The 26380-nt window shown below is 61.0% G+C and carries 27 protein-coding genes; 17 read left to right on the top strand and 10 right to left on the bottom strand.

Going from position 1 to position 26380, the window contains the following annotated elements; translation table 11 throughout:
- The first annotated feature begins 177 nt into the window (after positions 1-177).
- Together ACR0DO_RS05715 and ACR0DO_RS05710 are read left to right on the top strand one after the other, a co-directional pair.
- The gene (locus tag ACR0DO_RS05715; RefSeq protein ID WP_480557129.1) at positions 178-1281 is read left to right on the top strand and encodes an anhydro-N-acetylmuramic acid kinase; all 1104 of its coding nucleotides are present in this window, start codon (positions 178-180) and stop codon (positions 1279-1281) included.
- Positions 1282-1290: 9 nt separating this feature from the next.
- Positions 1291-1713: a GIY-YIG nuclease family protein gene (locus ACR0DO_RS05710; RefSeq protein ID WP_480557128.1), complete on the top strand. Its 423-nt coding sequence runs from the start codon at positions 1291-1293 to the stop codon at positions 1711-1713.
- Between the two features lie 67 nt (positions 1714-1780).
- On the opposite strand, the gene ACR0DO_RS05705 is transcribed toward ACR0DO_RS05710, so the two are convergent.
- Together ACR0DO_RS05705 and ACR0DO_RS05700 are read right to left on the bottom strand one after the other, a co-directional pair.
- Positions 1781-2668, bottom strand: coding sequence for a fatty acid desaturase (locus ACR0DO_RS05705; protein WP_480557127.1), 888 nt, complete (start codon positions 2666-2668; stop codon positions 1781-1783).
- Positions 2669-2671: 3 nt separating this feature from the next.
- Positions 2672-3091 (bottom strand): cupin domain-containing protein, encoded by a 420-nt coding sequence (locus ACR0DO_RS05700; RefSeq protein WP_480557126.1) that lies wholly within the window; start codon positions 3089-3091, stop codon positions 2672-2674.
- 87 nt (positions 3092-3178) lie between these two features.
- Here ACR0DO_RS05700 and ACR0DO_RS05695 point away from each other — a divergent pair, with 87 nt between their 5' ends.
- From ACR0DO_RS05695 to ACR0DO_RS05660, 8 genes are all read left to right on the top strand, one after another.
- A complete protein-coding gene (locus ACR0DO_RS05695) occupies positions 3179-4597 on the top strand; it encodes a protein adenylyltransferase SelO (protein ID WP_480557471.1) in 1419 nt (472 codons plus the stop codon).
- A gap of 80 nt (positions 4598-4677) precedes the next feature.
- Positions 4678-5517 (top strand): isocitrate lyase/PEP mutase family protein, encoded by an 840-nt coding sequence (locus ACR0DO_RS05690; protein WP_480557125.1) that lies wholly within the window; start codon positions 4678-4680, stop codon positions 5515-5517.
- 188 nt (positions 5518-5705) lie between these two features.
- The gene (locus tag ACR0DO_RS05685; RefSeq protein WP_170671805.1) at positions 5706-6068 is read left to right on the top strand and encodes a cupin domain-containing protein; all 363 of its coding nucleotides are present in this window, start codon (positions 5706-5708) and stop codon (positions 6066-6068) included.
- Positions 6069-6116: 48 nt separating this feature from the next.
- Complete coding sequence (locus tag ACR0DO_RS05680; RefSeq protein WP_480557124.1) at positions 6117-6839, top strand: endonuclease/exonuclease/phosphatase family protein; 723 nt, start codon at positions 6117-6119, stop codon at positions 6837-6839.
- A gap of 55 nt (positions 6840-6894) precedes the next feature.
- Positions 6895-7308, top strand: coding sequence for a Fur family transcriptional regulator (locus ACR0DO_RS05675; RefSeq protein ID WP_170671801.1), 414 nt, complete (start codon positions 6895-6897; stop codon positions 7306-7308).
- A gap of 137 nt (positions 7309-7445) precedes the next feature.
- A complete protein-coding gene (locus ACR0DO_RS05670) occupies positions 7446-8327 on the top strand; it encodes a DMT family transporter (RefSeq protein WP_480557123.1) in 882 nt (293 codons plus the stop codon).
- Between the two features lie 145 nt (positions 8328-8472).
- Positions 8473-9750 (top strand): phosphopyruvate hydratase, encoded by a 1278-nt coding sequence (gene eno, locus ACR0DO_RS05665; RefSeq protein WP_480557122.1) that lies wholly within the window; start codon positions 8473-8475, stop codon positions 9748-9750.
- A gap of 60 nt (positions 9751-9810) precedes the next feature.
- Positions 9811-10488, top strand: coding sequence for a haloacid dehalogenase type II (locus tag ACR0DO_RS05660; protein WP_480557121.1), 678 nt, complete (start codon positions 9811-9813; stop codon positions 10486-10488).
- A gap of 394 nt (positions 10489-10882) precedes the next feature.
- Here ACR0DO_RS05660 and ACR0DO_RS05655 read toward each other — a convergent pair whose 3' ends face one another.
- The 3 genes from ACR0DO_RS05655 to mazG all read right to left on the bottom strand — a co-directional run bounded on the left by ACR0DO_RS05655 (position 10883) and on the right by mazG (position 13191).
- Complete coding sequence (locus ACR0DO_RS05655; protein WP_480557120.1) at positions 10883-11332, bottom strand: GNAT family N-acetyltransferase; 450 nt, start codon at positions 11330-11332, stop codon at positions 10883-10885.
- Positions 11329-12270, bottom strand: coding sequence for a nucleoside hydrolase (locus tag ACR0DO_RS05650; protein ID WP_480557119.1), 942 nt, complete (start codon positions 12268-12270; stop codon positions 11329-11331). The genes ACR0DO_RS05655 and ACR0DO_RS05650 overlap by 4 nt, the downstream gene beginning before the upstream one ends.
- Before the next feature lie 63 nt (positions 12271-12333).
- Positions 12334-13191: a nucleoside triphosphate pyrophosphohydrolase gene (mazG, locus tag ACR0DO_RS05645; protein WP_421598542.1), complete on the bottom strand. Its 858-nt coding sequence runs from the start codon at positions 13189-13191 to the stop codon at positions 12334-12336.
- A 66-nt stretch (positions 13192-13257) separates the two neighbouring features.
- On the opposite strand from mazG, the gene ACR0DO_RS05640 reads away from it, so the two are divergent.
- The 7 genes from ACR0DO_RS05640 to ACR0DO_RS05610 all read left to right on the top strand — a co-directional run bounded on the left by ACR0DO_RS05640 (position 13258) and on the right by ACR0DO_RS05610 (position 19889).
- The gene (locus tag ACR0DO_RS05640; RefSeq protein WP_480557118.1) at positions 13258-14421 is read left to right on the top strand and encodes a M20 aminoacylase family protein; all 1164 of its coding nucleotides are present in this window, start codon (positions 13258-13260) and stop codon (positions 14419-14421) included.
- Positions 14422-14433: 12 nt separating this feature from the next.
- A complete protein-coding gene (gene speB / locus ACR0DO_RS05635) occupies positions 14434-15399 on the top strand; it encodes an agmatinase (protein WP_480557117.1) in 966 nt (321 codons plus the stop codon).
- Positions 15400-15462: 63 nt separating this feature from the next.
- Positions 15463-16410: an agmatinase gene (gene speB, locus ACR0DO_RS05630; RefSeq protein ID WP_480557116.1), complete on the top strand. Its 948-nt coding sequence runs from the start codon at positions 15463-15465 to the stop codon at positions 16408-16410.
- Positions 16411-16473: 63 nt separating this feature from the next.
- On the top strand, positions 16474-16881 hold the full coding sequence (locus ACR0DO_RS05625; RefSeq protein ID WP_480557115.1) for a DUF1499 domain-containing protein: 408 nt from the start codon (positions 16474-16476) through the stop codon (positions 16879-16881).
- A 291-nt stretch (positions 16882-17172) separates the two neighbouring features.
- A complete protein-coding gene (gene prfA, locus ACR0DO_RS05620) occupies positions 17173-18228 on the top strand; it encodes a peptide chain release factor 1 (RefSeq protein ID WP_480557114.1) in 1056 nt (351 codons plus the stop codon).
- Positions 18225-19067 (top strand): peptide chain release factor N(5)-glutamine methyltransferase, encoded by an 843-nt coding sequence (gene prmC, locus ACR0DO_RS05615; RefSeq protein ID WP_480557113.1) that lies wholly within the window; start codon positions 18225-18227, stop codon positions 19065-19067. The genes prfA and prmC overlap by 4 nt, the downstream gene beginning before the upstream one ends.
- A gap of 243 nt (positions 19068-19310) precedes the next feature.
- The gene (locus tag ACR0DO_RS05610; protein WP_170443581.1) at positions 19311-19889 is read left to right on the top strand and encodes a DUF4167 domain-containing protein; all 579 of its coding nucleotides are present in this window, start codon (positions 19311-19313) and stop codon (positions 19887-19889) included.
- A 52-nt stretch (positions 19890-19941) separates the two neighbouring features.
- Here the strand turns inward: ACR0DO_RS05610 and rsmA are convergent, their stop codons facing one another.
- From rsmA to lptG, 5 genes are all read right to left on the bottom strand, one after another.
- Positions 19942-20784, bottom strand: a complete 843-nt coding sequence (gene rsmA, locus ACR0DO_RS05605) for a 16S rRNA (adenine(1518)-N(6)/adenine(1519)-N(6))-dimethyltransferase RsmA (protein WP_480557112.1) — start codon at positions 20782-20784, stop codon at positions 19942-19944.
- An 81-nt stretch (positions 20785-20865) separates the two neighbouring features.
- Complete coding sequence (pdxA, locus tag ACR0DO_RS05600) at positions 20866-21831, bottom strand: 4-hydroxythreonine-4-phosphate dehydrogenase PdxA (protein ID WP_480557111.1); 966 nt, start codon at positions 21829-21831, stop codon at positions 20866-20868.
- On the bottom strand, positions 21828-23081 hold the full coding sequence (locus tag ACR0DO_RS05595; RefSeq protein WP_480557110.1) for a peptidylprolyl isomerase: 1254 nt from the start codon (positions 23079-23081) through the stop codon (positions 21828-21830). Before ACR0DO_RS05595 ends, pdxA begins: the two co-directional genes overlap by 4 nt.
- Positions 23072-25234: an LPS-assembly protein LptD gene (locus ACR0DO_RS05590; RefSeq protein WP_480557109.1), complete on the bottom strand. Its 2163-nt coding sequence runs from the start codon at positions 25232-25234 to the stop codon at positions 23072-23074. The genes ACR0DO_RS05595 and ACR0DO_RS05590 overlap by 10 nt, the downstream gene beginning before the upstream one ends.
- On the bottom strand, positions 25234-26334 hold the full coding sequence (lptG, locus tag ACR0DO_RS05585) for an LPS export ABC transporter permease LptG (RefSeq protein WP_170671785.1): 1101 nt from the start codon (positions 26332-26334) through the stop codon (positions 25234-25236). The genes ACR0DO_RS05590 and lptG overlap by 1 nt, the downstream gene beginning before the upstream one ends.
- Between the last annotated feature and the right edge of the window lie 46 nt (positions 26335-26380).

Raw genomic sequence — 26380 nt, 5'->3', positions numbered from 1 at the left:
GTTACTCAGCCCGCGCTGTCACGCAACTGCCCCTTGGGTTTGATGTGGTTGCAAGCGCGCACATGGCGTCAAAAATACACGCGGAAGGTGCGTTCCGGCTTGCCTTGGGCTGCTTGAAACGTGCAGGTTTGGCGCGCCGCGTCGGGCAGTCGACGCCAATAAACACAAGAGGTGAGCGTGAACCGGGCCATCAGGAAAAGCGGGCCAATCAAGGCCCTGGGTGCGATGTCTGGCACATCGCTGGACGGTGTGGATACGGCAGTGGTTGAAACCGACGGGCACCGGATTATCGGTTTTGGTCCCAGCGGTTATCGCGCCTATACCGACGCCGAACGCGCCGACCTGCGCGCCGCCCTTGGCCAGTGGCACGGACCTGCGGTGGACAACGCGGCCGAACTGGTGACCTTTGCCCATGCCGAGGCGCTTTCGGAATTCGAAGAGGTTGATCTGATTGGCTTCCATGGTCAGACCCTTGCGCATGAACCAAGCGGGAAGGGCACGTTGCAGGTGGGCGACGGCAAGGGGTTGGCGCAGGCGCTGGGCGTGCCGGTCGTCTGGGATTTCCGCAGTGATGATGTGGCGATGGGGGGCGAGGGTGCCCCGCTGGCGCCGTTCTTCCACTTTGCCTGTGCCAAATGGATCGGCGCGACCGAACCGCTGTGTTTCCTCAACCTCGGTGGCGTTGGTAACCTGACTTACGTGGACCCCAGCTTTGACGGGCCGGAAATCCCCGGGGCGTTGCTTGCCTTTGACACTGGCCCGGCCAATGCGCCGGTCGATGATCTGATGCAGGCCCGGCTTGGCTTGCCGATGGACCGCGACGGCGCGGTGGCACGTGGCGGGACCGTTGAAACCGGCGCGCTGGAGCTGTTCTTGGCCGAGCCCTTCTTTACCCGCATCCCGCCGAAATCCCTGGATCGCAACGACTTTGCCGAGATGATTGGGCTGGTGCGGGAACTTTCCGACTCTGATGCCGTTGCAACCCTGACGGGCATGTGCGCAGCCGGCGTGGTGCAGGGGATGGAGCACTGCCCCAAACCTCCCGCCCGCGTGCTGGTGACCGGAGGCGGGCGCCACAACCCGGTGCTTATGGAGATGCTGCGCGTGTCGCTCGATTGTCAGGTCGAACCGGTCGAGGCCGTGGGACTGGACGGAGACATGCTCGAGGCGCAGGCCTTTGCCTATCTGGCCGTGCGGGTTTCGCGTGGTCTGCCGACCTCATGCCCGGGTACGACGGGCGTCAAGGCGCTGGTTGGGGGCGGCGTGTTGAGCGCGGTTTGAGGTTAAGGGATGGATTATGATGGTGAACAGAGCGTTGTCGCAGACCTGAACCTCAGACCGCAGGACCGTTTTTCGAATCCAAAAGGTTATGCCCTCGGGGCGGAATACGATGCGCTTTATTGTTCGTTTAAAATCAACGCACCGAAAACCTCGGGGATCTACTGGATCTTGGCTGACGAAGTCGTTGTTTACATCGGCCGAGCGAAAAACCTGCATAACCGCCTAAGCGTTCAATACGGTACGGTTTCCCCGCGGCATCCGTTTAAGGGTGGGCAACTGCAAAAGTGCCGAACCAACGCGAAGATCAATTCCATTTTATCCGCAGGTGGCCGCGTTACTTTCAGATGGCGGGCTTGTGACGATTATTTCGAACAGGAACATGCGTTGTTGAAGTCACCAGACACCAGACCGGCATGGAACCTGCGCGCCTGACAATGGGCACGACCGTTTCAGGATGCCATCCTCTGGGGGGCGTGAAAGGGCATATCAGTTTGAATGGTCATCTGAGAGACCGGACATACTCACCCGTAAATTCCGTGTACCCGTCCGAGGTGGACAGCAGGTGCGCTCGCGTCCAATCGTGCAAGGCCGGCAATTGGTGGAAAGGCACGTTGGGAAAGGCATGGTGCTCCGCATGATACGGCATGTTCCAAGCCAGAAATCGGACGACTCGGTTGGTAAAGGTGGTGCGCGAGTTTTCCAGCATGTTGGCGACCGGGGGGCATAACCCGTGCTCGGCCAGCAGGTAGAGGCGCAGAAAAGGCTGCCCGATCAGGACCGGACAGAACCACACCCAGAACAAAAGCGGCGTGTAGAACAGGCTGACACAGGCGAAAATGTAGAGAGCCAACAACAGCCGCGCCTCGGTCCGCATGGCGTGGTGTTGGGGGCCGGGCAGGTATGGCGCGTTGATCTGGCCAAAAGCGTTTTGCAGCAGCGTCTTCGCCATTCCGGTCCAATAGGGCCAACCACTGAGATAGATCAGTAACTCGGGCCAGTTGTCTGGCCGCGGTTTACCCGCAAGCTCGGGGTCTTTTTCGGGGTGGTTGGTCCATTTGTGGTGCGCCAGGTGAAAATACCGGAACCACGTGAAAGGCAAGGCAATGGGGATCGAGATCAGATGCCCGATGATGTCATTCAGCCATCCGTTGCGAAATGGTGTCTTGTGAGTACATTCATGGCTGAGGGTGAACAGGAAGACCAACAGCACCCCCTGGGGCATCAAGAAAACAGGCCAAAACGGAACCTTGAGCGCGATACAGGTGGTCGTAGTCGTCAGCCCAGCAAGGTAAAGCGCAAGATGCCGTATCCCGGCCGTGTTCGAGCGGTGCTGCAGTCTGGCTTTCACCGGGGGCGGTATTGACGATATGAGGTCGCGGTGATCCATGCCTTAGGTGCGGGAAATATCAAAACCCGGTTTGGCCAGCACGAACCCGTCAAACTCGAACCCCGGTGAGACGGTGCAACTGACCAGAGTGTAATCTCCGGTCGTCTGCGCCGATTGCCAGTGGTTTTCGGGCACGATGACCTGCGGTGCGCCCTTGGTCAGGTCCGGGGTCAGCAGGTGGTCGGTCGCGGGGCCGTCATCCGTGGGGCTGAGCGACAAGGTCAGCGGCGCGCCAGCGTGATACAGCCAGATTTCGGTGGCATCGACGCGGTGCCAGTGGCTGCGCTCATCCTTTTGCAGCAGGAAATAGATACAGGTGCCGGTAGCGCGGCCTTCGTTATCGGCGCGCCATGTCTCGCGGAACCAGCCTCCTTCGGGGTGGCGGGACAGGTTCAGGTGGTCGATGATCTCTTGCGCGGTCATGGGGGCCTCGGAGTTGTTTGGCGCGATTATGCACGCAAGGACGCGATCCGCTATGGTATTCGTGTGGTTCAGCAATATGTTTGCGGCATGACCCTGACGATCCCGTTTGACAACAGCTACGCCCGGCTTCCCAACAGCTTTTATGCGCGGCAGGCGCCAATACCGGTGCGCGCGCCGCGGCTGGTCGCGTTTAACGAAGAACTGGCGCAAATCCTGCGCATCACGCCCGGTGACGTGCATGAGATGGCCGACGCTTTTGCGGGTAACACTCTGCCTGATGGGGCCGAGCCGATTGCGCAGCTATACTCGGGGCACCAGTTCGGCAGCTATAACCCTCAGCTTGGCGACGGGCGTGCGGTTCTGCTGGGGGAAACGGTCGGAACGGATGGCATTCGGCGGGACATTCAACTGAAAGGGTCCGGTCCGACACCGTTCAGCCGCCGTGGCGATGGCCGGGCCTGGCTGGGGCCGGTGCTGCGCGAATACGTGGTGTCCGAGGCGATGCACGCGCTGGGCATCCCGACCACCCGCGCCCTGGCGGCGGTTGAGACCGGTGAGATCGTCCTGCGCGAAGGCCCGATGCCCGGCGCGGTGCTGACCCGCGTGGCGCAAAGCCATCTGCGCGTGGGCACGTTTCAGGTGTTCGCCGGGCGCGGGCAGACCGACAACCTGCGCAAACTGACCGAATACGCCATTGCCCGCCACTATCCCGAAGCCGAGGGGCCAATGGGCCTGCTACGCGCGGTGCGGGATGTGCAGGCGCAGTTGATCGCACAGTGGATGAGCGTGGGGTTCATCCACGGGGTGATGAATACCGACAATTGCTCGATTGCCGGTGAAACCATCGACTATGGGCCTTGTGCCTTCATGGACAGCTATCATCCGAATACGGTCTACAGCTCGATTGACCAGATGGGGCGCTATGCCTATTCCAATCAGCCGGACATTGCGGTGTGGAACCTTGCGCAATTGGCTACGGCGCTGATCCAGCAGGTCGATGACCCCGAGGCTGCCGTCGAAGAGGCCACCGAGATCGTGCACGCCATGCCGGGTCTGATCCACCAGGAATGGCAGGGCCGGTTCCGCGCCAAGATTGGCCTGACCTCTGAGGAGGACGGCGACGAAGCGCTTATTACTGATCTGCTGACGCAAATGGCACACAACAATGCCGATTTCACCAACACGTTCCGGACGCTGGGCAGTGACAACGCTCGCGATCAATTCCTGACGCCGGAGGCCTTTGACGCATGGGCCGTCGGTTGGCAGGCACGGCTGGAACGGGAAGAGGATCCGCGGGTGGTGATGAGCACCGCCAACCCGGCCTTTATTCCGCGCAACCACCGAGTTGAGCAGATGATACAGGCGGCCGTTCAGGGCGACTATGTCCCGTTCCATCGTTTGACCAAGGTTCTGGCGCAGCCCTACGACGATCAGCCCGAGGCGGCCGACCTGACCTATCCTCCGACCGAAAAGGAAGTGGTCCACGCGACGTTCTGCGGGACGTGACTTGGCCTTCAAATAGGCTGAGAAAACGGTTCTCTGCCTGTTCCGGATAGTTATACTTCCCGCTGCCGGGAGGATGCGACGTGAATCAGGACACAAAATTCAAACGCTTCAAAGCGCTTCACGATATGGATGAGGCATTTGTTATTCCGAACCCTTGGGATGCGGGCTCTGCGCGATTGCTGGCCAGCATGGGGTTTGATGCATTGGCGTCTACAAGTGCCGGATACGCCTTTTCAAAGGGTAAGCGGGATTCATTTGCCAGCCTTGGACGGGACGAAATTCTGTTGAACGCGGCCGAGATTGTTCAGGCAACGGATTTACCGGTAGCTGCGGATTTGGAAGACGGGTGTGGCGCCGCCCCGGAAACCTGCGCTGAAACAATCAGGCAGGCAATCGATATTGGCTTGGTCGGCGGCTCGATCGAAGACGCGACGGGTGATGAAAGCGATCCGATCTACGCGCTGCCAATTGCGGTTGATCGTATTCGTGCGGCTGCGGACTCGGTGTGGGGAAAACCCTTTCTGTTGACCGCCCGGGCCGAGGGGTTTCTTTGGGGTCGAAAAGACCTGTCAGAAACAATCAAGCGTCTGCGGGCGTTCTCGGATGCGGGGGCAGATGTTTTGTACGCGCCTGGGCTTCCGGATATCGACGCGATTCGAACCGTATGCAGCGCCTTGGACAAGCCCGTGAATGTTGTCATGGGGCTGCAGGCTCCGTCCTATACCGTCGCGCAATTGTCCGAGGCCGGGGTCAAGCGGATCAGCGTGGGGGGATCGTTTGCCCGCGCGGCATTCGGAGCGTTACAGCGAGCCGCGCGTGAAGTCAGGGTTAACGGAACCTTTGACTATGCCCGTGATGCGATGTCCGGGGATGAGATCAGCGAGGTAATGTCGCAACGCAAGCTTTCTGATCGCCAATGACGTCCTTTTGACGTTTCAGATGCCACCGCACCAAAGCTAGGGGTTGAATTGACATTCCCTTGCCGCAACTCGTGAACCGGGGACAGGAAAACTGTCACTTCAAATCACCCCGCGGCTTACCCTCAAGGAAGAATGCTGCATAATGGGTGTTCCAGGGGAATATTCAGATTTGATTTAGGGAGCACGGAATGCGCTACTCCATATTGCTGGAAGACGCAGAAGGCGTCTCGTATTTTGAAGACCGGGACGTTGACCTTGAACTCAAGACCTTTGCCCCGCCCGCAGCCGCGTTTCACGTTTCCGGGGAATATGATGCCTCGCGCTTTGTCTTCCTTACTTTGCCTGCAGGGTGGAAAGGGATACCGCACCGCTCTCCCAAGCGGCAGCTTGCGACGGTTCTGTCGGGGACGTTTCGTGTTCAGGCAGGGTCGGGTGAGGTCCGCGACTTTACCGCCGGTGATCTGTTCTGGGCGGAGGATGTCACCGGAACGGGCCATGCGTCGTCCGCCGAAGGGGGCGAGCCTGTCAATTTGATGGTTACGCAGTTTTGAGAGTAATCGGATAGACGCGCACCGCTTCTTGCCAATCACAGGACGTCCATGACCCAAGCCTCAACCCTGCGCATTGCCAGCTATAACATCCAGAAATGTGTTGGCCTGGACTTCCGGCGGCAGCCGCAGCGCATCATGCAGGTCATCGACAGCATGAAAGCCGATATCGTGGTGCTGCAAGAGGCCGACAAACGCCTGCCGCCGCGACCCGCCGCCTTGCCGCACTTCTTGCTGGATGAGGCCGGGTGGCAGGTCGTAGATCTGGGCGGGGCGGGCAGTCTGGGGTGGCACGGGAACGCGGTGATCTGGCGTGGCGATGCGCTTCAGGTACGGCAGACCGGTCACCACGATCTGCCGGGGTTGGAACCCCGTGGGGCGGTGCGGGTGGAGTTCGACACCCATATTGGACCGCTGCGGGTGATGGGGATGCATCTGGGTCTGTTGCCCGCGTCCCGGCGGCAGCAGATCACCCATATCCGCCGTTTCGACGAAGAGTTGAGCCAGATGCCCACCGTTTGGGCTGGCGATTTCAACGAATGGTCGCGCCAGCCGGTGCTGGATCATCTGGCCCCGGATATGCGCTTTTTGCCGCCCGTTCCCAGCTTTCCGGCCGCGCAGCCCTTGGGGGCGCTGGACCGGATCGCGCTGGGCGCGGGGCTTGAGGCGGTGGTGCATGGGGTGCACGACGCGCGGCCTGCGCATATCGCATCCGACCATCTGCCGATCTGGGCCGATTTGAGGCTGGCGCGGGAAACCGCAATTCCGCGGTAGCGCCAGCCGCATAGACGTATTAAGACAGAAACCCGAACCACTCTGGGGATCACATATGTCCGACACGATCATCGCCCGCTGCGAAGCCAAAGGCCTGCGTATGACCGGCCAGCGCCGTACGATCGCGCAGGTTTTGCAACAAAGCGAAGATCATCCGGATGTCGAGGAGCTGTATTCCCGCGCCTCGCAGGTGGATTCGGGGATTTCCATCGCCACCGTCTATCGCACCGTGAAACTGTTCGAAGAGGCCGGGATTCTCGAGCGTCTGGAATTCGGTGACGGGCGTGCGCGCTATGAAGATGCCGAGCGCGACCACCACGATCACCTGATCGACATGCAATCGGGTGAGGTGATCGAATTTGTCGACCCCGAGATCGAAGCGTTGCAGGAAAAAATAGCGGCCAAGCTGGGCTATAAGCTGAAAGGCCATAGGCTGGAATTGTACGGCGTGCCGCTGGATCAGGACTGATCCATCACAAAACGCGAACAGCGGGTCCACGGGAAATCATGATTTTTGGCCGGTTAATGCTTGCCTGAACGGGTGTCTTGCGTATTGGGTGACGTAAGGGGCGGCGCTTTGCGCCGCGGAGTTTTACGGAAATGACCATGAACAACGTAAACGGCATTTTGCTTGTCGTCGGCGCTATGGCGGCTTTTGCGCTTGAGGACATGTTCATCAAGCTGCTGTCGGGCACCGTGCCGACCGGCCAGATCATGGTTGTTCTGGGCGTGGTCTGTGGCTTTCTGTTTGCGGTATTGGCGCTGGCCACCCGCAAGCGCATCCTTGATCCGGTGGCCTGGAAGCCCTTGCCGCTGGCCCGCGCCGCGACCGAGATGGTCGGGGCGCTGACCTTCGTCACCGCACTGTCGCTGGTGGACCTGTCCACCGTGGCCGCCGTGTTCCAGGCGCTGCCGCTGGTTGTCACCATGGGTGCCGCGCTGTTTCTGGGGGAAAAGGTCGGCTGGCGGCGGTGGAGCGCCGTCGGGGTCGGCTTCATCGGCGTTCTGATGATCATCCGGCCGGGGTTTGAAGGGTTTCAGCCCGACTCTCTGTTCGTCGTGGCAACCGTAATTGCCATCGCTGCGCGGGACCTGCTGACCCGCAAGCTAGATCCGCGGGTTGCGTCTTCGGTGGTGGCCTTGCAGGCCTATTTTGCGGTGGCCGTGTCGGGTGTGGCGCTGATGGTGTTTACCGCACAACCCGTTATTCCGCTGCAATCAGCGCAGATTGGCCCGTATTTGGGCGCCGTCGGTTTTGGCGTTCTGGGCTATTACGGCATCGTCACTGCCATGCGGATCGGCGAGGCTTCGGCGCTGATGCCTTTCCGCTATACCCGGCTGATCTTTTCGATCATGGCAGGGATGCTGATGTTCGGGGAACGCCCTGATTTCGTGACTCTGTCCGGGGCCGCGTTGATCATGGGGTCGGGCATGTACACCTTTATTCGCGAACGCAAGCTGGCCCGCGAGATGGCGCTTGCCGCCTGACGGATCGTCGCACGTTGGCGCAAACAGCAACCTGTTAGCCCTAAAGCTCCGATTATGTACGTGTTAGCGTTAACATGACCGGTTTACTTTTTACCCGGTAATGCTATGAGGCGTGCAACTGATTTCAGCCACAGGGACGGGCCTCATGAGCACCATCATCGACATTCACGCACGCGAAATTCTGGACAGCCGGGGCAACCCGACGGTCGAAGTGGACGTGATCCTGGAAGACGGCACCATGGGCCGCGCGGCGGTGCCCTCGGGTGCATCGACCGGTGCCTATGAGGCGGTGGAAAAGCGCGACGGTGACAAAAGCCGCTACATGGGCAAGGGTGTGCTGGAAGCCGTCGCTGCCGTGAACGGTGAGATCGCCGAGGAACTGGTGGGTTTCGACGCAACCGAGCAAGTTGCCATCGACGAGGCAATGATCGAACTGGACGGCACCGAGAACAAGGGCCGTCTGGGCGCAAACGCCATTCTGGGTGTCTCGCTGGCGGCCGCGAAAGCAGCGGCGGATTTCACCACGCAGCCTCTGTACCGCTATGTCGGCGGCACCTCGGCCCGCGTTCTGCCGGTGCCGATGATGAACATCATCAACGGCGGCGAGCATGCGGACAACCCGATCGACATTCAGGAATTCATGATCATGCCGACCTCGGCCGCGAATATCCGCGAGGCGGTGCGCATGGGGGCCGAGGTTTTCCACACGCTGAAGAAAGAGCTGTCGGCCGCTGGTCTGGCCACCGGTGTCGGTGACGAGGGCGGCTTTGCTCCGAACATCGCCTCGACCCGCGAAGCGCTGGATTTCATCCTGAAGTCCATCGAAAAGGCAGGCTACAAACCGGGTGAGGAAATCCACCTGGCGCTGGATTGCGCTGCGACCGAATACTACAAGGACGGCAAATACGTTTTGTCCGGTGAGGGTAAGACTCTGACCTCGGACGAAAACGCGGCCTATCTGGCGGCGCTGGTCAATGACTATCCGATCATCTCGATCGAAGACGGCATGTCTGAGGATGACTGGGACGGCTGGAAGGCGCTGACCGATATGCTGGGTGACAAGGTGCAGCTGGTAGGCGACGACCTGTTCGTGACCAACCCGGAACGTCTGGCTCAGGGGATCGAAAACGGCTGCGCCAACTCGATGCTGGTCAAGGTGAACCAGATCGGTTCGCTGACCGAAACCCTGCGTGCTGTGGATATGGCGCACCGGGCGCGCTATACCAACGTGATGTCGCACCGCTCGGGCGAGACCGAGGACGCCACCATTGCCGATCTGGCCGTGGCAACCAACTGTGGTCAGATCAAAACCGGCTCGCTGGCGCGGTCGGACCGGTTGGCCAAGTACAACCAACTGATCCGCATCGAGGAATCGCTGGGCGAGGTTGCGGAATATGCCGGGGCTTCGATCCTGAAGCGCTGATCCGGCAAAAAACAGCCCTGCCTGAAACCGGGCAGGGCTCGTCAGGATGAAGGCCAAGTCATGGTAGAAGCGCTGATCTTTGACGTGTTCGGTACCTGCGTAGACTGGCGCAGTTCCATCGCACGCGAAGTGGCAGCGGTTCTGCCGGATCTGGACGCCCTGGAATTTGCAGATGCGTGGCGGGCAGAGTACGACCCCTCGATGGCGGCCATTCGTGAAGGGGGCAGGGGCTATGTGCCTCTGGATGACCTGCACCGCGAAAATCTTGAGGTCGTGGCCACCCGTTTTGGCGTCACGCCCCCAAATCCCGCCGATCTGACCGCCGCATGGGAACGGCTGGACCCCTGGCCCGACGTGGTGCCGGGATTGCAGGCCCTAAAGCACAACAGGATCATCGCGCCCTGTTCCAACGGTTCAATCGCGTTGATGACCCGGCTTGCGAAATATGGCGGATTGCCCTGGGACTGCATTCTGGGGGCCGAGATCGCGAGGAACTACAAACCCAAGCCGCAAGTTTATCTGGCCAGTTGTGCCGCGCTGCGTCTGCCCCCCGACCAGGTCATGATGGTCGCTGCGCATAATAATGACTTGTATGCCGCCCGGCAGGCGGGTTTGAAAACCGCTTTCGTGGCCCGCCCGACCGAGTGCGGGCCGTCTCAATCCCATGATCTGCAGGCTGAAGGGAACTGGGATATTGTCGCCGAAGATTTTATGACCCTGGCGGACAGGCTGGGTTGAAGAGGGTCGCCGCCCAAAAAAATCGGAATTTTTTTGTTGTGTAATATCCTGAAAAGGCGACCGCTTTTTCGGAAAGCGGATTCTTGGCCGACATAAATTGGGTTATGTGTGAACTTTTTCCTATTTGTGTCAAATTGAGCTGACCTATTCTGGCGGCATTACAGAAAGGAGAACACCATGACTGGTTCGAAATTCCTTCTCGTAGCCTCAGTGATCAGCACTGCATTCTTGGCGGCCTGCGCAGGGCCGGGCACTTACCCGATAACCGGTGATCCGGTGTCTGCGAATGATCCGGTTCAGAGTATGGACATGCCCACATATGTCTTCCGCGGCGAGTCCCGCTAGGAGCGATTGAACCGATCATGGGTCTTTGCGGTCGTGATGGGGACGTTCGTCAGAGCTTTCTGGACATCAGCATGTAACGCTCACGCGGTCTGAAGCCGGTGCGCAGATACAGTTTCTGGTTGGCTTCGCTGCTACGATCGACTTCCAGATGCAACGCGGTCAGACCGGCCCCGGCAAGGGCTTTGGGCAGGTCCAACAGCACCTCGGTCGCGATCCCGCGGCCCCGGACGGCGGGGCGGATGTAAATCTCGTCGACGAAACCGTCCATGCCGCCGAACTCGACCGACCAGCCGAAGGTCAGGACGATATAGCCAAGCGGCGCGCGGCCGGGGCCTATCAGGTAGATACAACCGTGTGGTATGCCCTCTAGCAGGGGGGCCAGCGCGTTACGGGTCTGATCGACATCCTGTTCGATACCGGCCTCGGTGTGAAAGGCGGTGACCAGCCCCATCAGGCGATCCAGGTCTGCGGGGCGGGCAAGTTTCAGTGCGGCGCTCATAGGCGGGCCAGCCTTTCTGTTAGCAGGTCAAAGAATCCGTCGGCATCGATTTCACCCATGAACATGGCGTTGGGTGCGTGGTCCGTGACGCGCCACCAATCGGCGACGGTCATGCCCATTGTCAGTTCCGACTGTGTTTCGATCTGCACGTTGATGTGACGACCCGAGAACAACTCGGGGCGGATCAGATAGGCGGTCACGCAGGGATCGTGCAGCGGCGCACCCTCGGAGCCGTATTTCTCCTTGTCGAACCGCTCGAAGAAATCCGTCATCTCGGCAACCGCATGACCGACCTTTGAATCCAGCGCGCGGAACGCGTCATTGCGGTGTTTGGTGACCAGCGCGTCATGGGTCACGTCCAGCGGCATCACCACGATATGAACGCCGGATTTGAATACAATTTCAGCGGCTTCGGGATCGACGTAAATGTTGAATTCCGCTGCCGGGGTAATGTTTCCGACTTGAAAATACGCCCCGCCCATCAGCACGATGTCCTGAACCCGATCAACGATGTCGGGCGCTTTCTGAAAGGCGGTGGCGATATTTGTCAGCGGCCCCAGCGGGCAGAGCGTCACGGTTCTGGGCTCATGCGCACGCAGGGTGTCGATGATGAAATCAACCGCGTGACCCTCGGCCAGAGGCATTTGCGGATCGGGCAGGACGGGTCCATCCAGCCCGGTCTTACCATGCACATGTTCCGCCGTGACCAGAGGCCGGTTCAGCGGGCGGTCGCATCCGGCAAAGACCGGAACATCCGTGCGCCCGGCCAGTTCGCAGACGATCCGCGCGTTCTTGGCAGTCAGTTCCAGCGGCACGTTGCCGGCAACGGCGGTGATCCCCAGAACATCAATCTCTTCCGGGCTGGCCAGCGCCAGCAGGATGGCGACGGCGTCGTCCTGTCCGGGGTCGGTGTCGATGATGATTTTGCGGGGTGCCATGCTCTGCCTCCGGGGTCTTGAAGCGCGGACACTCGCAAGTGTCACCGCGCTTGTCCAGCGGTTTCAGGCCCCTGTCGCGGCGTCCACAGGCGGGAGTTTGCCGTTGGCGCGGTGCTCCTCGGTTTTCACCTCGTCCCAGAGTGCGTCCATCTCGGCCAAGTCGCTCTGCGATGGGGTTTTTCCGCGTGCAGCGAGCCGTGCTTCAACCTGCTCAAACCGGCGGGTGAACTTGGCGTTGGTGCGCCGCAGGGCGGCCTCGGGCTCGATGCCCAGATGGCGGCCCAGGTTGACCATCACGAACAGCAGATCGCCGAATTCATCCTCCAGCGCGTCGGCGTCCATGCTGTTGCGGGCCTCTTCCAGTTCGGCGGCCTCTTCGGTGATCTTGGCCAGCACATGGCTGGCGTCGGGCCAGTCGAATCCGACACGGGCCGCACGCTTTTGCAGCTTGTGGGCGCGCAGCAGGGCGGGCAGGTTAGCCGCCACGCCGTCCAACGCGCCTTTCTGTTCCTTGCCTGCACGTTCGGCCGCCTTGATGGTCTCCCAGTCCACGGTCTGCTGATCAGCCGATTTGTCGCGGGATTCGTTGCCGAACACATGCGGGTGACGGTCGACCATCTTGTCCGACATGGTGCGGACCACGTCCTGAAAGGTGAAATGCCCTGCCTCTTCGGCCATTTGCGCGTGGAAGACGGACTGGAACAACAGGTCGCCCAGCTCTCCTTTCAACTCATCATAGGCCTCGCGCTCGATGGCGTCCGCGACCTCATAGGCCTCCTCAATCGTATAGGGGGCGATGGTGGCGAAATCCTGTTCGATATCCCACGGGCAGCCTGTTTGCGGGTCACGCAGGCGGCGCATGATTTCCAGCAGACGCTCGATACCCGCATCGCTGTCATGGATCAGAGGATTTTCGGCCATTGCGAACCCTTTCGTTCCGGTGTCAGATGCATCCATTCCGCAGTCAGGATCAGGAGTCCACCCCAGATGCCCGTCGTCAACCGAATTGCCGAATTCTCTGCCGATATGGCCGCATGGCGCCAACATCTGCACTCGATCCCTGAACTGGAGTTTGAATGCCATGAGACGGCCGCCTTCGTTGCCGAGCGTTTGCGTGAATTCGGTGTGGACGAACTGCATGAAGGTATCGCCAAAACAGGCATCGTGGCCATCATCAACGGGCAAGGTGCAGGTCCGACCATCGGCCTGCGTGCCGATATGGATGCGCTGCCGATCCCCGAGGAGACGGGTGTTGACTACGCCTCGAAGAACCCCGGCAGGATGCACGCCTGCGGGCATGACGGGCACACCACGATGCTGTTGGGGGCAGCGCGCTATCTGGCCGAGACGCGGAAATTCGCAGGTCGCGTGGCCTTGATCTTTCAACCTGCCGAGGAAGAAGGCGGCGGCGCAGGCGTGATGGTCGAAGAGGGGATCATGGACCGGTTCGACATCGCTCAGGTCTATGCGCTGCACAACGCGCCCGGAATCGCCGAGGGCGCCTTTCATACAACGCCCGGGGCGATCATGGCGGCAGTGGATACGTTCCATGTGTATATTCAGGGCGTTGGCGGCCACGGCGCCATGCCGCATGAAACCCGTGATCCGGTGATGGCCGCCTGCGGGATTGCACAGGCGTTGCAAACCATTGTCAGCCGCAATCACCACGCGCTGGACGATCTGGTGGTCTCGGTCACGCAGATCCACACCGGTACGGTGAACAACGTGATCCCGGATACGGCCTATATCAACGGCACCGTGCGTACTTTTGATCCCACCGTGCAAAAGATGGTGATGGACCGGATGGAGCAGATCGTGCAGGGGCAGGCGGCATCCTACGGGGTTGAGGCGCGGCTGGACTATGAGGTGAACTATCCCGCCACGATCAACGATGCCGGAAAGGCCAGGTTTGCGGCGGATGTTGCGCGCGAAATCTCGGGACCTGACAATGTGATCGACAACATGACCCGCAACATGGGGGCCGAGGACTTCTCGTACATGTTGCAGGCGCGCCCCGGCGCGTATTTGAACCTGGGGCAGGGCGAAGGCGCCGGGCTGCACCACCCGAAATACAACTTCAATGATGAGATCGCACCCGTTGGGGCGTCCTTCTTTGCGCGGATCGTCGAAAAGGCGCAGCCGTTGGGCTGACGGGGGAATAACATGGCACTGGAAGATGCAAAAAATCAGGTCGATGAGGCGTTCACCAATCCGGACCTCAAAGGGCTGTCATTCGAGAACACCTTTGGCGGCGCCACCTCGTTTCTGCGGCGGCTGTATACCAAGGACCTTAAGGGCGTGGATATCGCCGTTACGGGCGTACCCTTTGACCAGGCGGTGACCAATCGCCCCGGCACCCGGCTGGGGCCCCGCGCCATCCGCGAGGCCAGTGCCTTGCAATCGCCGGACGCGCCCTATGGCTGGCCGTTTGACGCGCTCAGTGAGCTGGCCATCGTGGACTATGGCGATGTCGCCTATGACTATGCCAATATCCCGGCTTTTCCCGACACGCTGACCGACCATATCCGCACCATTCTGGCCGCTGATGTGGCCTCGGTTTCGCTGGGCGGGGACCACTATATCAGCTTTCCGATCCTGAAAGCCTATGCCGAGAAATATGGCCCAATGTCCCTGTTGCAATTCGATGCCCATACCGACACCTGGGCCGATGACGACATGACCCGCGTGGATCACGGGACGATGTTCTACAAGGCGGTAAAGTCGGGAATCGTCGATCCGAAACGCTCGGTTCAGGTGGGTATCCGCACCACGAACGAGGACACACTGGGCGTCAACATCATCGACGCGCGCGAGGTCTATGAATCCGGGCCTGCCGCCGTGGCGCAGAAGATCAAAGGTATTCTGGGCGACAGCCCGGTCTATCTGAGCTTTGACATCGACGGTCTGGACCCGGCTTTTGCGCCGGGCACCGGCACTCCCGTTTGGGGTGGGTTAAGCTCGATCCAGGCGCAGATCATCCTGCGCGACATCGCCGGGATCAACATCAAGGGCGGTGATGTGGTCGAGGTTTCTCCGCCCTACGACACATCCGGCGCGACGGCGATTGCGGGCGCTCATGTGGCGACCCAGATTATTTGCCTGTTGGGGTGGAACAAGCTGATGCCTTAACCATTGGTTAGCCATCTTTCCGGTATCACGTTAACCAAAAGACCGGACGGGAGACATACGGGCATGACAGAGTTTAACCAACCCATCAGCGGCAACGATCTGGCGCGGTTTTCGGGGCCGAATACATTCATGCGCCTGCCGCAGGCGGATACGTTGGCCGGGCTGGATGTGGCCGTGTTGGGCATTCCGATGGATATCGGAACCTCATGGCGGTCGGGGACACGGTTCGGGCCAAAGCAGATCCGTGGCGAAAGTGCGATGATCCGGCCCTATAACATGGCCAATTCCGCGGCTCCGTTCGACAGCCTGCAAATCGCGGATATCGGCGATCTGGCGATCAATACCTTCTCACTGTCCGATAGCCTCAAGATCATCAAAGAAAGCTATGACGCCATTCTGGCGCAAGGTGTGACACCTGTTGCGATGGGAGGGGACCATTCGATCACCCTGCCGATCTTGCGGGCGATTGCGGCCAAACGGGGGCAGGTGGCTCTGGTTCATGTGGATGCGCATGCGGACGTGAATGACGAGATGTTCGGCGAGAAAGAGACCCACGGCACCGTCTTCCGCCGCGCTTACGAAGAGGGGCTGATCGTCCCTGACAAGACCTTCCAGATCGGTATTCGCGGCTCGGGCTATGCGGCCAGCGATTTTACCGAGGCCAAGGGCTGGGGTTTCCGCCAGTTCCCCGCGTGGGAGCTGTGGCAGCAGAACCTGACCGAGATCGGCTCGCAAATCCGAAAGACGGTCGGGGATCACCCGACCTATATCTCTTTTGACATCGACAGCCTTGATCCATCTTTCGCACCCGGCACCGGAACGCCCGAGATCGGCGGACTGACCACACCGCAGGCGCTGCAACTGATCCACGCACTGGCCGGATTGAATGTGGTGGGGTGCGATCTGGTCGAGGTCTCTCCGCCTTATGATCCCACGGGCAACACGGCGCTAACCGCCGCGAACCTGCTGTTCGAGATGTTGTGCGTCCTGCCGGGTGTGACGTCACGGTAGGAGGATCGGCATCTTGTCCGACGCGTCATTGCGCATATTGTCTGCCAAAAGAACGGGTTTGGGATGAAGAAAACGGTGTTTTGGCTGGTCATTGGTCTGGTGGTGCTTGTGGGCGCCTATATTCGTTTGGCCCCATCCGACCCCGGGACGTGGCATGTTGCACCCGTGGGTAAGGCCGATCTGGACATGAAAGGCGGTGTGCTTCGGGTGATTGAAACCGGGCCTGAGGGTCTGGCGAAACTGGACGCTATTGCTCAAGCGACGCCACGCACGGCGGTTCTGGCGGGTTCTGTTGAAAAAGGGATGGTCACCTATATCACCCGTACCAAGGTGATCGGCTTTCCCGACTACACCACGGTTCAACAGGACGGAGACACGCTGCGTATCCACGCCCGCCTGCGCTTTGGGCGTTCAGATTTTGGGGTAAACCGAAATCGCGTTGATGGGTGGTTGGCTACTCTGCAACCGTGACGACAGACACCCCTCCTGCACCTCGCGCCACATCGGTACGTTCAGCGACATCTGACACTGGGCCGTGAACATGCGTCCATCGACCTGAAGGCAGATCATTTCGCCCAGTTCTATGCGCGTGCCGGATTTATCGGTGCAATAACAGTCCTGAACCTTGCCTTTGGGGCCGACAACATCAGCCATGGCAGGGGCCGCGCACAGCAGTAAAACAAGCGCTAAACGTGTCATACGCGTCAGCATAGCACAGCGACGGGCCTTGACCAAAGCCTCGGATTAAGAGACACCGCGCGGATGATCCCCGAAGAACGCCTTGAACAGATAACCCAGCGATTCCAGTACCTCGAAGCCGCCATGGCCGATGGCGCCTCGGGTGGGGATATTGCGGCCTTGGCCAAAGAGTATTCGGACCTCAAGCCGGTGGTCGATCAGATCATGGTCTGGCGGCAGCTGGTCGCCGATCTGGCCGAGGCCGAGGTCATGCTGGCCGACCCCGACATGAAAGAACTGGCCGAAGAGGAAATTCCGGGCCTGCAGGCCCGCATCCCGCAGGCCGAGCACGCCCTGCAACTGGCATTGCTGCCACGGGACAAGGCCGATGCGCGGCCTGCGATGCTGGAAATCCGCCCCGGCACGGGCGGCGACGAGGCGGCGCTGTTTGCGGGGGATTTGCTGCGCATGTATCAGCGGTACGCCGAAGGGCGCGGCTGGCAATTCGAGATTATTGAAGAACAGGCCTCGGACCTCGGTGGGATCAAAGAGGTCGTGGCCCATATCAAGGGTGACAATGTCTTTGCCCGGATGAAATACGAATCCGGAGTGCATCGGGTGCAGCGTGTGCCGGAAACCGAAAGCGGCGGGCGCATTCATACATCGGCGGCCACAGTGGCGGTTCTGCCCGAGGCCGAAGACGTGGACATCCAGATCGACGCCAATGACATTCGCATCGACACCATGCGCAGCTCTGGCGCAGGTGGGCAGCACGTGAACACCACCGATTCGGCGGTGCGGATCACGCACCTACCGACGGGGCTGGTGGTGACCAGTTCCGAGAAATCGCAGCACCGCAACCGAGAGATCGCGATGCAGGTGCTGAAAACGCGTCTTTACGACATGGAACGCCAGCGGATCGACAGCGAACGTTCGGCGGACCGCGCCAGTCAGGTGGGTTCGGGCGACCGGTCCGAGCGGATCAGAACCTACAACTTCCCGCAGGGCCGCATGACTGATCACCGCATCAATCTGACGCTGTATAAGCTGGATCAGGTGATGCAGGGCGATCTGGACGAGGTGATCGACGCGCTGACCGCCGACGATCAGGCGCGTCTGCTGGCGGAGATGGCACAATGATTGCGGCTTTGACAGCAGCACAGGCAATGGTCGCCGCCACCGCGCGCCTGCGGGCCGCAGGGGTGGCCGATCCGGCACGGGATGCACGGGTGTTGCTGGCCCATGCCGCACGGATCGAGGCCAGCCGCGTCACGCTGATCGCGCCCGAGGAACTCTCGCCCGAAATTGCCGAACGCTATGACCAGTTGATCTCGTTGCGGGCCATTCGGGTGCCGGTGTCGCATTTGCTGGGTGAGCGTGAATTCTATGGCCGCCAGTTCCGGGTCAGTCGCGATGTGCTGGACCCGCGCCCCGAAACCGAGACATTGATCGAAGCGGCGCTGAGTGAACCATTCGATCATGTGCTGGATTTGGGCACCGGCTCAGGCTGCATTCTGATCACGCTGCTGGCCGAGCGTGCCAGCGCATCGGGTGTAGGTGCGGATTTGAGCGAATCCGCCTGCCTGCAAGCCAGCGCCAACGCCGTGCAGCACAAAGTACAGGAGAGGGCCGAGATTTTGCGCTCGGACTGGTTTGAGAACATAGAGGGCGAATTCGACCTGATCGTTTCAAATCCGCCCTATATTTCCCTGTCCGAAATGAACGACTTGTCCCCCGAAGTGCGCGAGCACGAGCCGCGCATGGCCCTGACGGATGAGGGCGACGGGCTTGGCGCGTACCGCCATATCGCAGCCTCGGCGCCGGACTTTCTGATGTCGGGGGGGCGAATTCTGGTCGAAATTGGCCCGACGCAGGGTCAAAGCGTCGCATCCCTGTTCCAGGCCGCGGGCCTGGCCGAAACGCGGATCATTCCCGATCTGGATGGCCGTGATCGTGTTGTTCTGGCCAGAATGCCGTAAATACGCCGTCAGGTGAGGCCGAAAAGCGCCGATTAATGTAAAAAAGCTGCGAATTATCGGACAAACCTCTTGTCTGCGCGCGCTGGACATGCTTACTCAGAGTCAGTCGGAGAGGTTGACGCTGTTTCAGCGGGCCCCTGACGCCAAGCCCAAAAAAGTCGACATCGCGTGACGGCTAAAGCCATTGAGCAGTGCAGGACGCGACTTCATCGGCACCGAATGACAAGGCTGACGTAAAGTAAGATGAGATCTTCCAAATCCCGCTCGCGGGCCAAGAATAACCGCAATCGTCCTTCTGGCGGCAACGTTGTTAACCGGGTTTTTGACAGCTCGGGTCCCGAAGGCAAGGTGCGCGGTACGCCCCAGCAGATCATTGACAAATACAACCAGCTGGCGCGCGACGCCCAGCTGTCGAACGACCGCGTGGCGGCTGAGAATTTTCAACAGCACGCCGAGCATTACCTGCGCCTGCTGAGCGAGGCGCAGCGCGAGATCGAAGCGCGCCGCGAAGAGCAGGAGCGCCAGAATCGCGAGCGTCAGGCCGAGCGTGACCGCGAACGCGCCGAGCGTCAGGAACGTGACGCCGCCCGTCAGGCGGACCCGGCCGATGCGCCGCAGCCCGATGTGATGGATTTCGGCACGCCCGAAGCCACACCCGAAAGCGGTTTGGTTGAGACGCCAGAAAGCAAAGGGGCCGAGCCCACTCCGGCACCGGAGAAAAGGGAAAAGCCAGCGCGTAAGCCGCGGGCACGCAAGCCGAAAGCCGCGCCTGCCGAGGATGCGCCCAAGACGGACGGCGATGCGCCGGAAGCAGCCGAGTAAGCGCTGGTACAGAAATTGCAAAAGCCCCGGTTTTGCCGGGGCTTTTTTGTGCTCAGCCTTTTTTGACTTCGCGAGCCAGCGCGCAGAACGCCTCGAGCGGGACCTGCTCGGCCCGTTCGGTGGGCTGGATGCCTGCCGCCAGCAGACGATCTTCGATTTCCGGGGCAACGCCTTTCAATGAGGCTCGCAACATCTTGCGGCGCTGGTTGAAGGCCGCGGCAACGACGCGGGACAGGGTCGCGGCGTCGGCTGGGTAGCGCGGTTCGGGCAGGGCGGTCAGGTGGACCACCGCGCTGGAGACCTTGGGCGGCGGTGTGAAGGCGCCGGGGGGCAGGGACATGGCAATGCGCGCCTCGGCCCGCCATTGGGCAAGGATGGCGAGGCGACCATAGGCCTTGCCGCCGGGTTGGGCGACGATGCGCTCGGCCACTTCGCGTTGGAACATCAGCGTGAGGCTTTGCCAGAAGGGCGGCCATTCGCGTGGAGCCAGCCAGCGAACCAAAAGTTCGGTGCCCACGTTGTAGGGCAGGTTGGCCGCGACGCGGATCGGCGGTGTCAGATGCGCCAGCGGGTCGATTTCCAGCGCGTCGCCGTTGATCACCTCAAGCCGACCGGGATAGGCGGCGGCAATGTCGTTCAGGGCGGCGATGCAGCGAGTGTCCTTTTCCACCGCCACAACCTTGCGCGCGCCTTCGGACAGCAGCCCGCGGGTCAGACCCCCGGGGCCGGGGCCAATTTCCAGCACGTCGCACTCCGTCAGGTCTCCGGCCTGACGCGCGATCTTGGCAGTCAGGTTCAGGTCCAGCAGGAAGTTCTGGCCCAGCGACTTGCGCGCCGAGAGCTGGTGGGTGGCGATGACCTCACGCAGAGGGGGGAGATTGTCGATAGCGCTCATGATCCGGTTACCGTGGCGGGGGTTGATGGGATGCGCCAGTTATTTTGCCTCCGGCGGGGATATTTTCAGACAGGTGAAGGGTCAAGGGCTTTGCGCCATGCGTTGGGCCAGTTTCAGCGCCTCGATCAGGCTGGTCGGGGTGGCGATGCCTTTGCCTGCAATATCCAGAGCAGTGCCGTGGTCGGGCGAGGTACGGATGAAGGGCAGGCCCAGCGTCACGTTCACGCCGCGGTCGAAATCCAGCGTCTTGATCGGGATCAGCGCCTGATCGTGGTACATCGCAATCGCCGTATCATAGTGGGTGCGGGCGGCGGCGTGGAACATCGTATCTGCCGGGTGTGGGCCGGTTACCGTATAGGTGTCGGTGGGCATGCCTTCGATCAGCGGGGCGATCCAGTCCAGCTCTTCCCGTCCCATTTTGCCACCTTCGCCCGCGTGTGGGTTCAGGCCCGCTATGGCGATGCGGGGATGGGCGATGCCGAACTGGCGGCGCAGGCCCTCGGCGGTGATGGAAATCGTCTCGCGCAGCAGGCCCGGGGTCAGGGCCGAAGGCACTTGCGACAGGGGGATGTGGATAGTCGCGGGCACCACGCGCAATTGGTCGGAGGCCAGCATCATCACCACCCGTTTGCGATCCGCGAGTGCGGCCAGAAACTCGGTATGGCCGGGATAGGCAAACCCGGCCCCGTCGATCAGCGCCTTCTTGTGGATCGGCGCGGTGCACAGTGCCGAGGCGGCGCCGGATTGTACCAGCGAGACACCCTGTTCAATGGCGTCGATGACATATGGCGCGTTGGCCGGGTCCGGCTGGCCCGGGACGTTGGGCGCCGGGAAATCCAGCTGCAATACCGGCAGGGCAGAGGCGCAGGCTGCAGCAACCTCGGATGGGTGCGAGATGTGCGCGACCGGGGTGTCGGGAGGCAAATGGGCGGCGTCACCGATATAGAAAAACGGGCAGGCGTCACGCAGGTCCGACCACGCTTTGGCTGCGATTTCCGGGCCTATACCGGCCGGATCGCCGCAGCTGAGCGCGATCGGGGCCGTCATTGTTCGACGATGGTCGCTTCGGCGCGCAGCTGTGCCAGCAGGCTGTTGGCAAATGCCTCGAGCCGTTGTTGGGTAAGCGCGTTGGCCACATCCGTGCGCGTCGTCTCTTCGCCCAGATCGCGGGTACGGGTGCAGAGCATCAGGAACATCAGCGTCTGGCCGTTGTTGCGGGTCAGCGTTGTGGACACCTCGTTCAGGTCCAGTTTGGCAAGCTCCAGCGCCACGTCGCGGGGAATCTCGCCCGGGCTGGCCTGAATGCGTTGCAGCACTTCGGCGGGCTGCTCCTTGGCAATGCCATAGAGGTCATCGCAGGTGTCGATCTCTTCCCTCAGTTGGGCGGCTTTGGCCAGGGTGTCAGCGCTGCGGCCACCGGGCATGTTGTAGATCGCATAGTCGATCTCGGAATAGCGGGTGGTGCCCGTCGCAACCTCGCGCAGGCCGCGCATCTGGAACAGGGCGATGGCGTTGGGCAGGGTCAACGGTTGTGTGATATCCCCGTTCTTCAGCCCGATGATCACCGGTTGCAACGCCGGCGGCAGGCTCGAGAGGTTCAGCCAGTCCAGCCGTCCACCGTTGTCGCGCGTAGCCGCCGCTGAATACTGCGTCGCTGCCGCTGAAAACGCATCAAAGCCTTCCAACTGGGAGATTTCGTCCGCCAAAAGCCGCGCCTGAGCCACGGTCTGCTGGTTCACCGGGATGATGACTTCGGACAGCAACACCTGCAGGCCGCCGCTGTCGGTTTGTCCCAGCGCGCGGTTGATCTCGTCATCGGTCGGGCGGGCCTGCGACAGGAAACGCGCGCTGATATAGTCGCGCCACGTAATCTGGTCGGCGACGAAATCACGAACGGTTTCGCGATCGACGCCCTGATCGGCCAGCAATTGCAGGAACTGATCGGTCGACAATTGCCCACGCGCGGCAAATTCGTCGATCCCGACCTGAATGTCTTCGGGCGCGGCCTGAATGCCGGCCTCGCGCATGGCTTGTCGACGCAGCCGGTCGTCGATCAGCGCATTGCGCACTTCCTCATCGGATGAGCCGGGCGCACCCAGAGCGGTCAGGAACTGTTGCCGCTGGCTCAACTCATACCAGGTGATGATATCCTGATTGACCTTGATCGCCGGCGAAAACAGGCTTTGCGCATCGGCCTGAGGCGATGTCATGGCCAGCATTGCCCCAACCAGCACGGGGGCGACCGGTTTTAGCCAACCGGAGCGAAGGAAACTGGAGAAACCTGAAATCAACTGCATCTTCTCTTGTACTGTTGGCCGCCACTGGTGACGGAATAACCCGTCAGGGCTACGGTAAAGCCGAATTCTGTCGAAGGCTCAATACTTGATGATGAGGTAAAGCGCCTGCTGACGTCCATGTTAACCTGCACACATTCATTCTGATACGTGACCCCCAACCCATAGCGGATCGGCTCGGACTCGCTCAGGTCATAGCGTGCCAGGGCGGTTGTGTTCCAGTTCTGATCGACACGGTAACGTCCGGTCAACCAGACCTCGGAAATCTCGTCGTCCACGTTTTCCGCCGGATCGGGCTCTTGCCAGACATAACTGCCGGTGACCCCCACTGTCGGTTTCTGCCATGCGGCGCGCAGTTCGGCCTTGGCAAAGCTGAAATCCCCGTTCAGCAGGCCGCGCCCGGCCAGAGACCAGCCGTTCGCCGTCTGAATCTGACCGGCCAGCAGCAGATCCGAGGTCGTGCCCTGCAAGCCTGAGGTCAGGTTGAAATTGGGGTCCGCATCGGCGCGAAAGACCTGACCGATCGTAGCCAGGGCCCGCCAGTTGCCGGCGGAATAGCGCGACCAGTTGACGCCGATGACGCCGGTCAGGCCATCTTCGCGCTGGTCCGGGGCAGGGAACCTGGACAGTGACAGAAGGTTGCCCTGATCGAACTCCTGAAAGGTGCTTTCGTCGTCGGGCACATCGTCGTCGGTCACATGTGTCCAGCCGACCTGGGCAATCGGTTCCAGAATCTGGGTTGCCCCGGACGTTTCCCGCTTGCGCATCGGATAGCGCAGCGTCAGTGCCGCGCGGGGGGTGGCCCGGGTCACCTGATCGGGGAAATTGCTGTCGTGGCGGATGTTGAACGTATCGACGGACGTGCCCACACGCGCCTCGGCCCGCAGGCCTGAGGCGAAGGTCCAGTTGCGCAACCATTCCGCATCAAAGGTGGCGCGGGCAATATCGCGACCGAGGACGTCTTCGTCGCTGGTGCGTTCATGCGCGTGCGTGATGAAGCTCAGCCGGACCTCGCCGCCCAAGGACGTTGGGAACAGGCGTTTTTGATAATACAGGTCAAAGATCCGCGACGGGATTTCATCCTGGTTTTCACTGTCGCGCAGAGTTTTGTAGTGGATGAAACTGGTGCGAAACGCGGTGTCGCGCTTGATCCGCTCAAGGGCGACCTCGCTGCGCAGGCGGTCAAGATCGGGCAGGCCGTAATCCGCCAGATAAGCATCGTCTGACGTGGTTCTGATGTTGAACAGGAACCGGTAGCCATCGTTCAGATTGAACCAACCGTTGGCGAACAGGTATCCCCGGTCCTCGCCATCTTGCAGGTCGTCACGGGTATAGGCGCCCTCAAGCTGGATGCGTCCGTTCTTGAACGCTTGCCGAAAACGCAGCCCAAGGGTCTTGGTCTTGGACGAGACATAGGGCGTCAGCGTCAGGTCTTTGTGATCGCCCAGCTTGATGAAATAGGGCACCTGAACGCCGGTTCCCAGCTGCGATGTGGTCCGGACTGAAGGCACCAGAAATCCGGTGGCGCGATCCAAGGTCGGGTCCGGCAGCCGCAGGTAGGGGAAGTAAAAGACCGGCACGTCCAGCACCCGCAACTGCGCCCCTTCGAAATAAAGCTGCCGTTCCAACTGATCATGGGTGACCTTACGGGCGCGGATCTGCCAGATCGGCGGTTTGCCGTTGGCGCAGACATGGCACGAAGTGGCCGAGACCTTGCTGAACTGCGTGTATCTGCCGACCGCGCGGGTGGCCTGAACCGAGGCAATCTGAACCTGTTGGTCGAACACCATCCGGGCACCGATCAGCAGGCCGTTCTGGATGCTGTCATCCAGTTCCGCCGAATCCGCCAGGATCGTCGTCGCTCCGGCCTGATCGATGCGGATTGGGCCTTCCAGCGTCAGCGCGCCGGTCTCGCGGTCGTAAGTGACGCGGTCGGCGGTGATTTTGACGTCACCCTGAAAGGCCTCGACATTGCCTTCGGCCACCAGCACACGTTCGGGCGTGATGAAAATCTCATCTGCCACCAGCAGGGCGGGCTGGTCTTGCTGCTGAACATCCTGCGCCGGATCGGCGGCGGGCTGGGCCTGAGCCGCAGCAGCGGTTGGCAATGCCAGTGCTACGGCGCCTGACAGCAAAAGGTGAGATATGATCCGCATCAGCCGTCCTCCGCATGAAGCAGAAGGCCGAGGGACAGAAGAATGGCAGCAAAGGGTGGCGCCCAGGCCGCGACGATGATTGGCAATTGACCGTTTTCCCCGAGTATTTGGGCAAAGTTGCGAACGAAATAAATGGCAAAGCCCAGCAGAACGGCGGACAGAACCGCGATGCCGGTGCCGCCGAAGCGCACGTGGCGCATGGTGAAGGCCGCGCCGATCATCACCATCGCCATCAGAAAGAAGGGCCGCGCCAACTGAACCTGCAGCCAGACCTCGTATTGTTTGGTGGAGAAGCCAGCCTCGCGGAGGTCGCGGATCAATTGGGGCAGGTCGTAGACCGAAACCGAATCCTGCTGGCCCAGCGTATCCAGAATGCGCTGCCGCGTCAGAGAGGTCGGGAGTTCGATCTGCCGGTGGACCTCGGCAGCGGCCTCCGGGTTCACGTCGTCGGCCAGAGACCAGATTTTTGCGTTGGACAGGATCCACGACCCGTTTGAAAGCCGCGCTTGATCAGCGACGATCTGCTGCGTCGGTTTGCCATCCGGTGAAAACGAGATGATCGTCACCCAGGTCAGTTCCAACGTGTCGGCATTGGTGGTGCCGCTGGCGTGAATGACCGATTGCCCGTCTGCTGACCCCTGCCGCAGCCAAAGCCCTTCGCTGGTGATGGACAGGGCGGAATCGCCCTTGTTCTTGTAGGTGTCGGACAGGCGACGAAACTCTTCGGACGTCGCGGCGGAAATCGGGTTCAGCAAGGCCACTGCAAGGGTGCCGATCACCAGGGCCAGCGACACCGGTGCCAGCAGCGCCCGGATACCCGACCGTCCGATGGCACGGGTCACAACCAGTTCGGAACTGCGCGCCATCCCGACAAACAGCGCGATGGTGGACAAGATCACCAGCAGCGGAAGCATTTCGCTGATCGCCGCCGGTGTATTCAGCAGGGTCAGGTGCAGCAGGGTGCCAAAGGACAGGTTTTCCGAGTCGAACCGGCGGGCCTGCTCGACCAGATCGATCAGAATCAGCAGGGTCAGGAAAATGCCGCCGATGACCAGAAAGCTCTGAATGAACCGGCGGGCGAAATAGCGGTCGAGGATCACGAATGTGCCTCCGCCCGGACGATTTCCTTGGGGAAATGGGCGATCA

The organism is Ruegeria sp. AM9, from assembly GCF_056540565.1.
The sequence above is the reverse complement of the archived record's forward strand: the minus strand, read 5'-3'. Positions and strand labels throughout refer to the sequence as shown.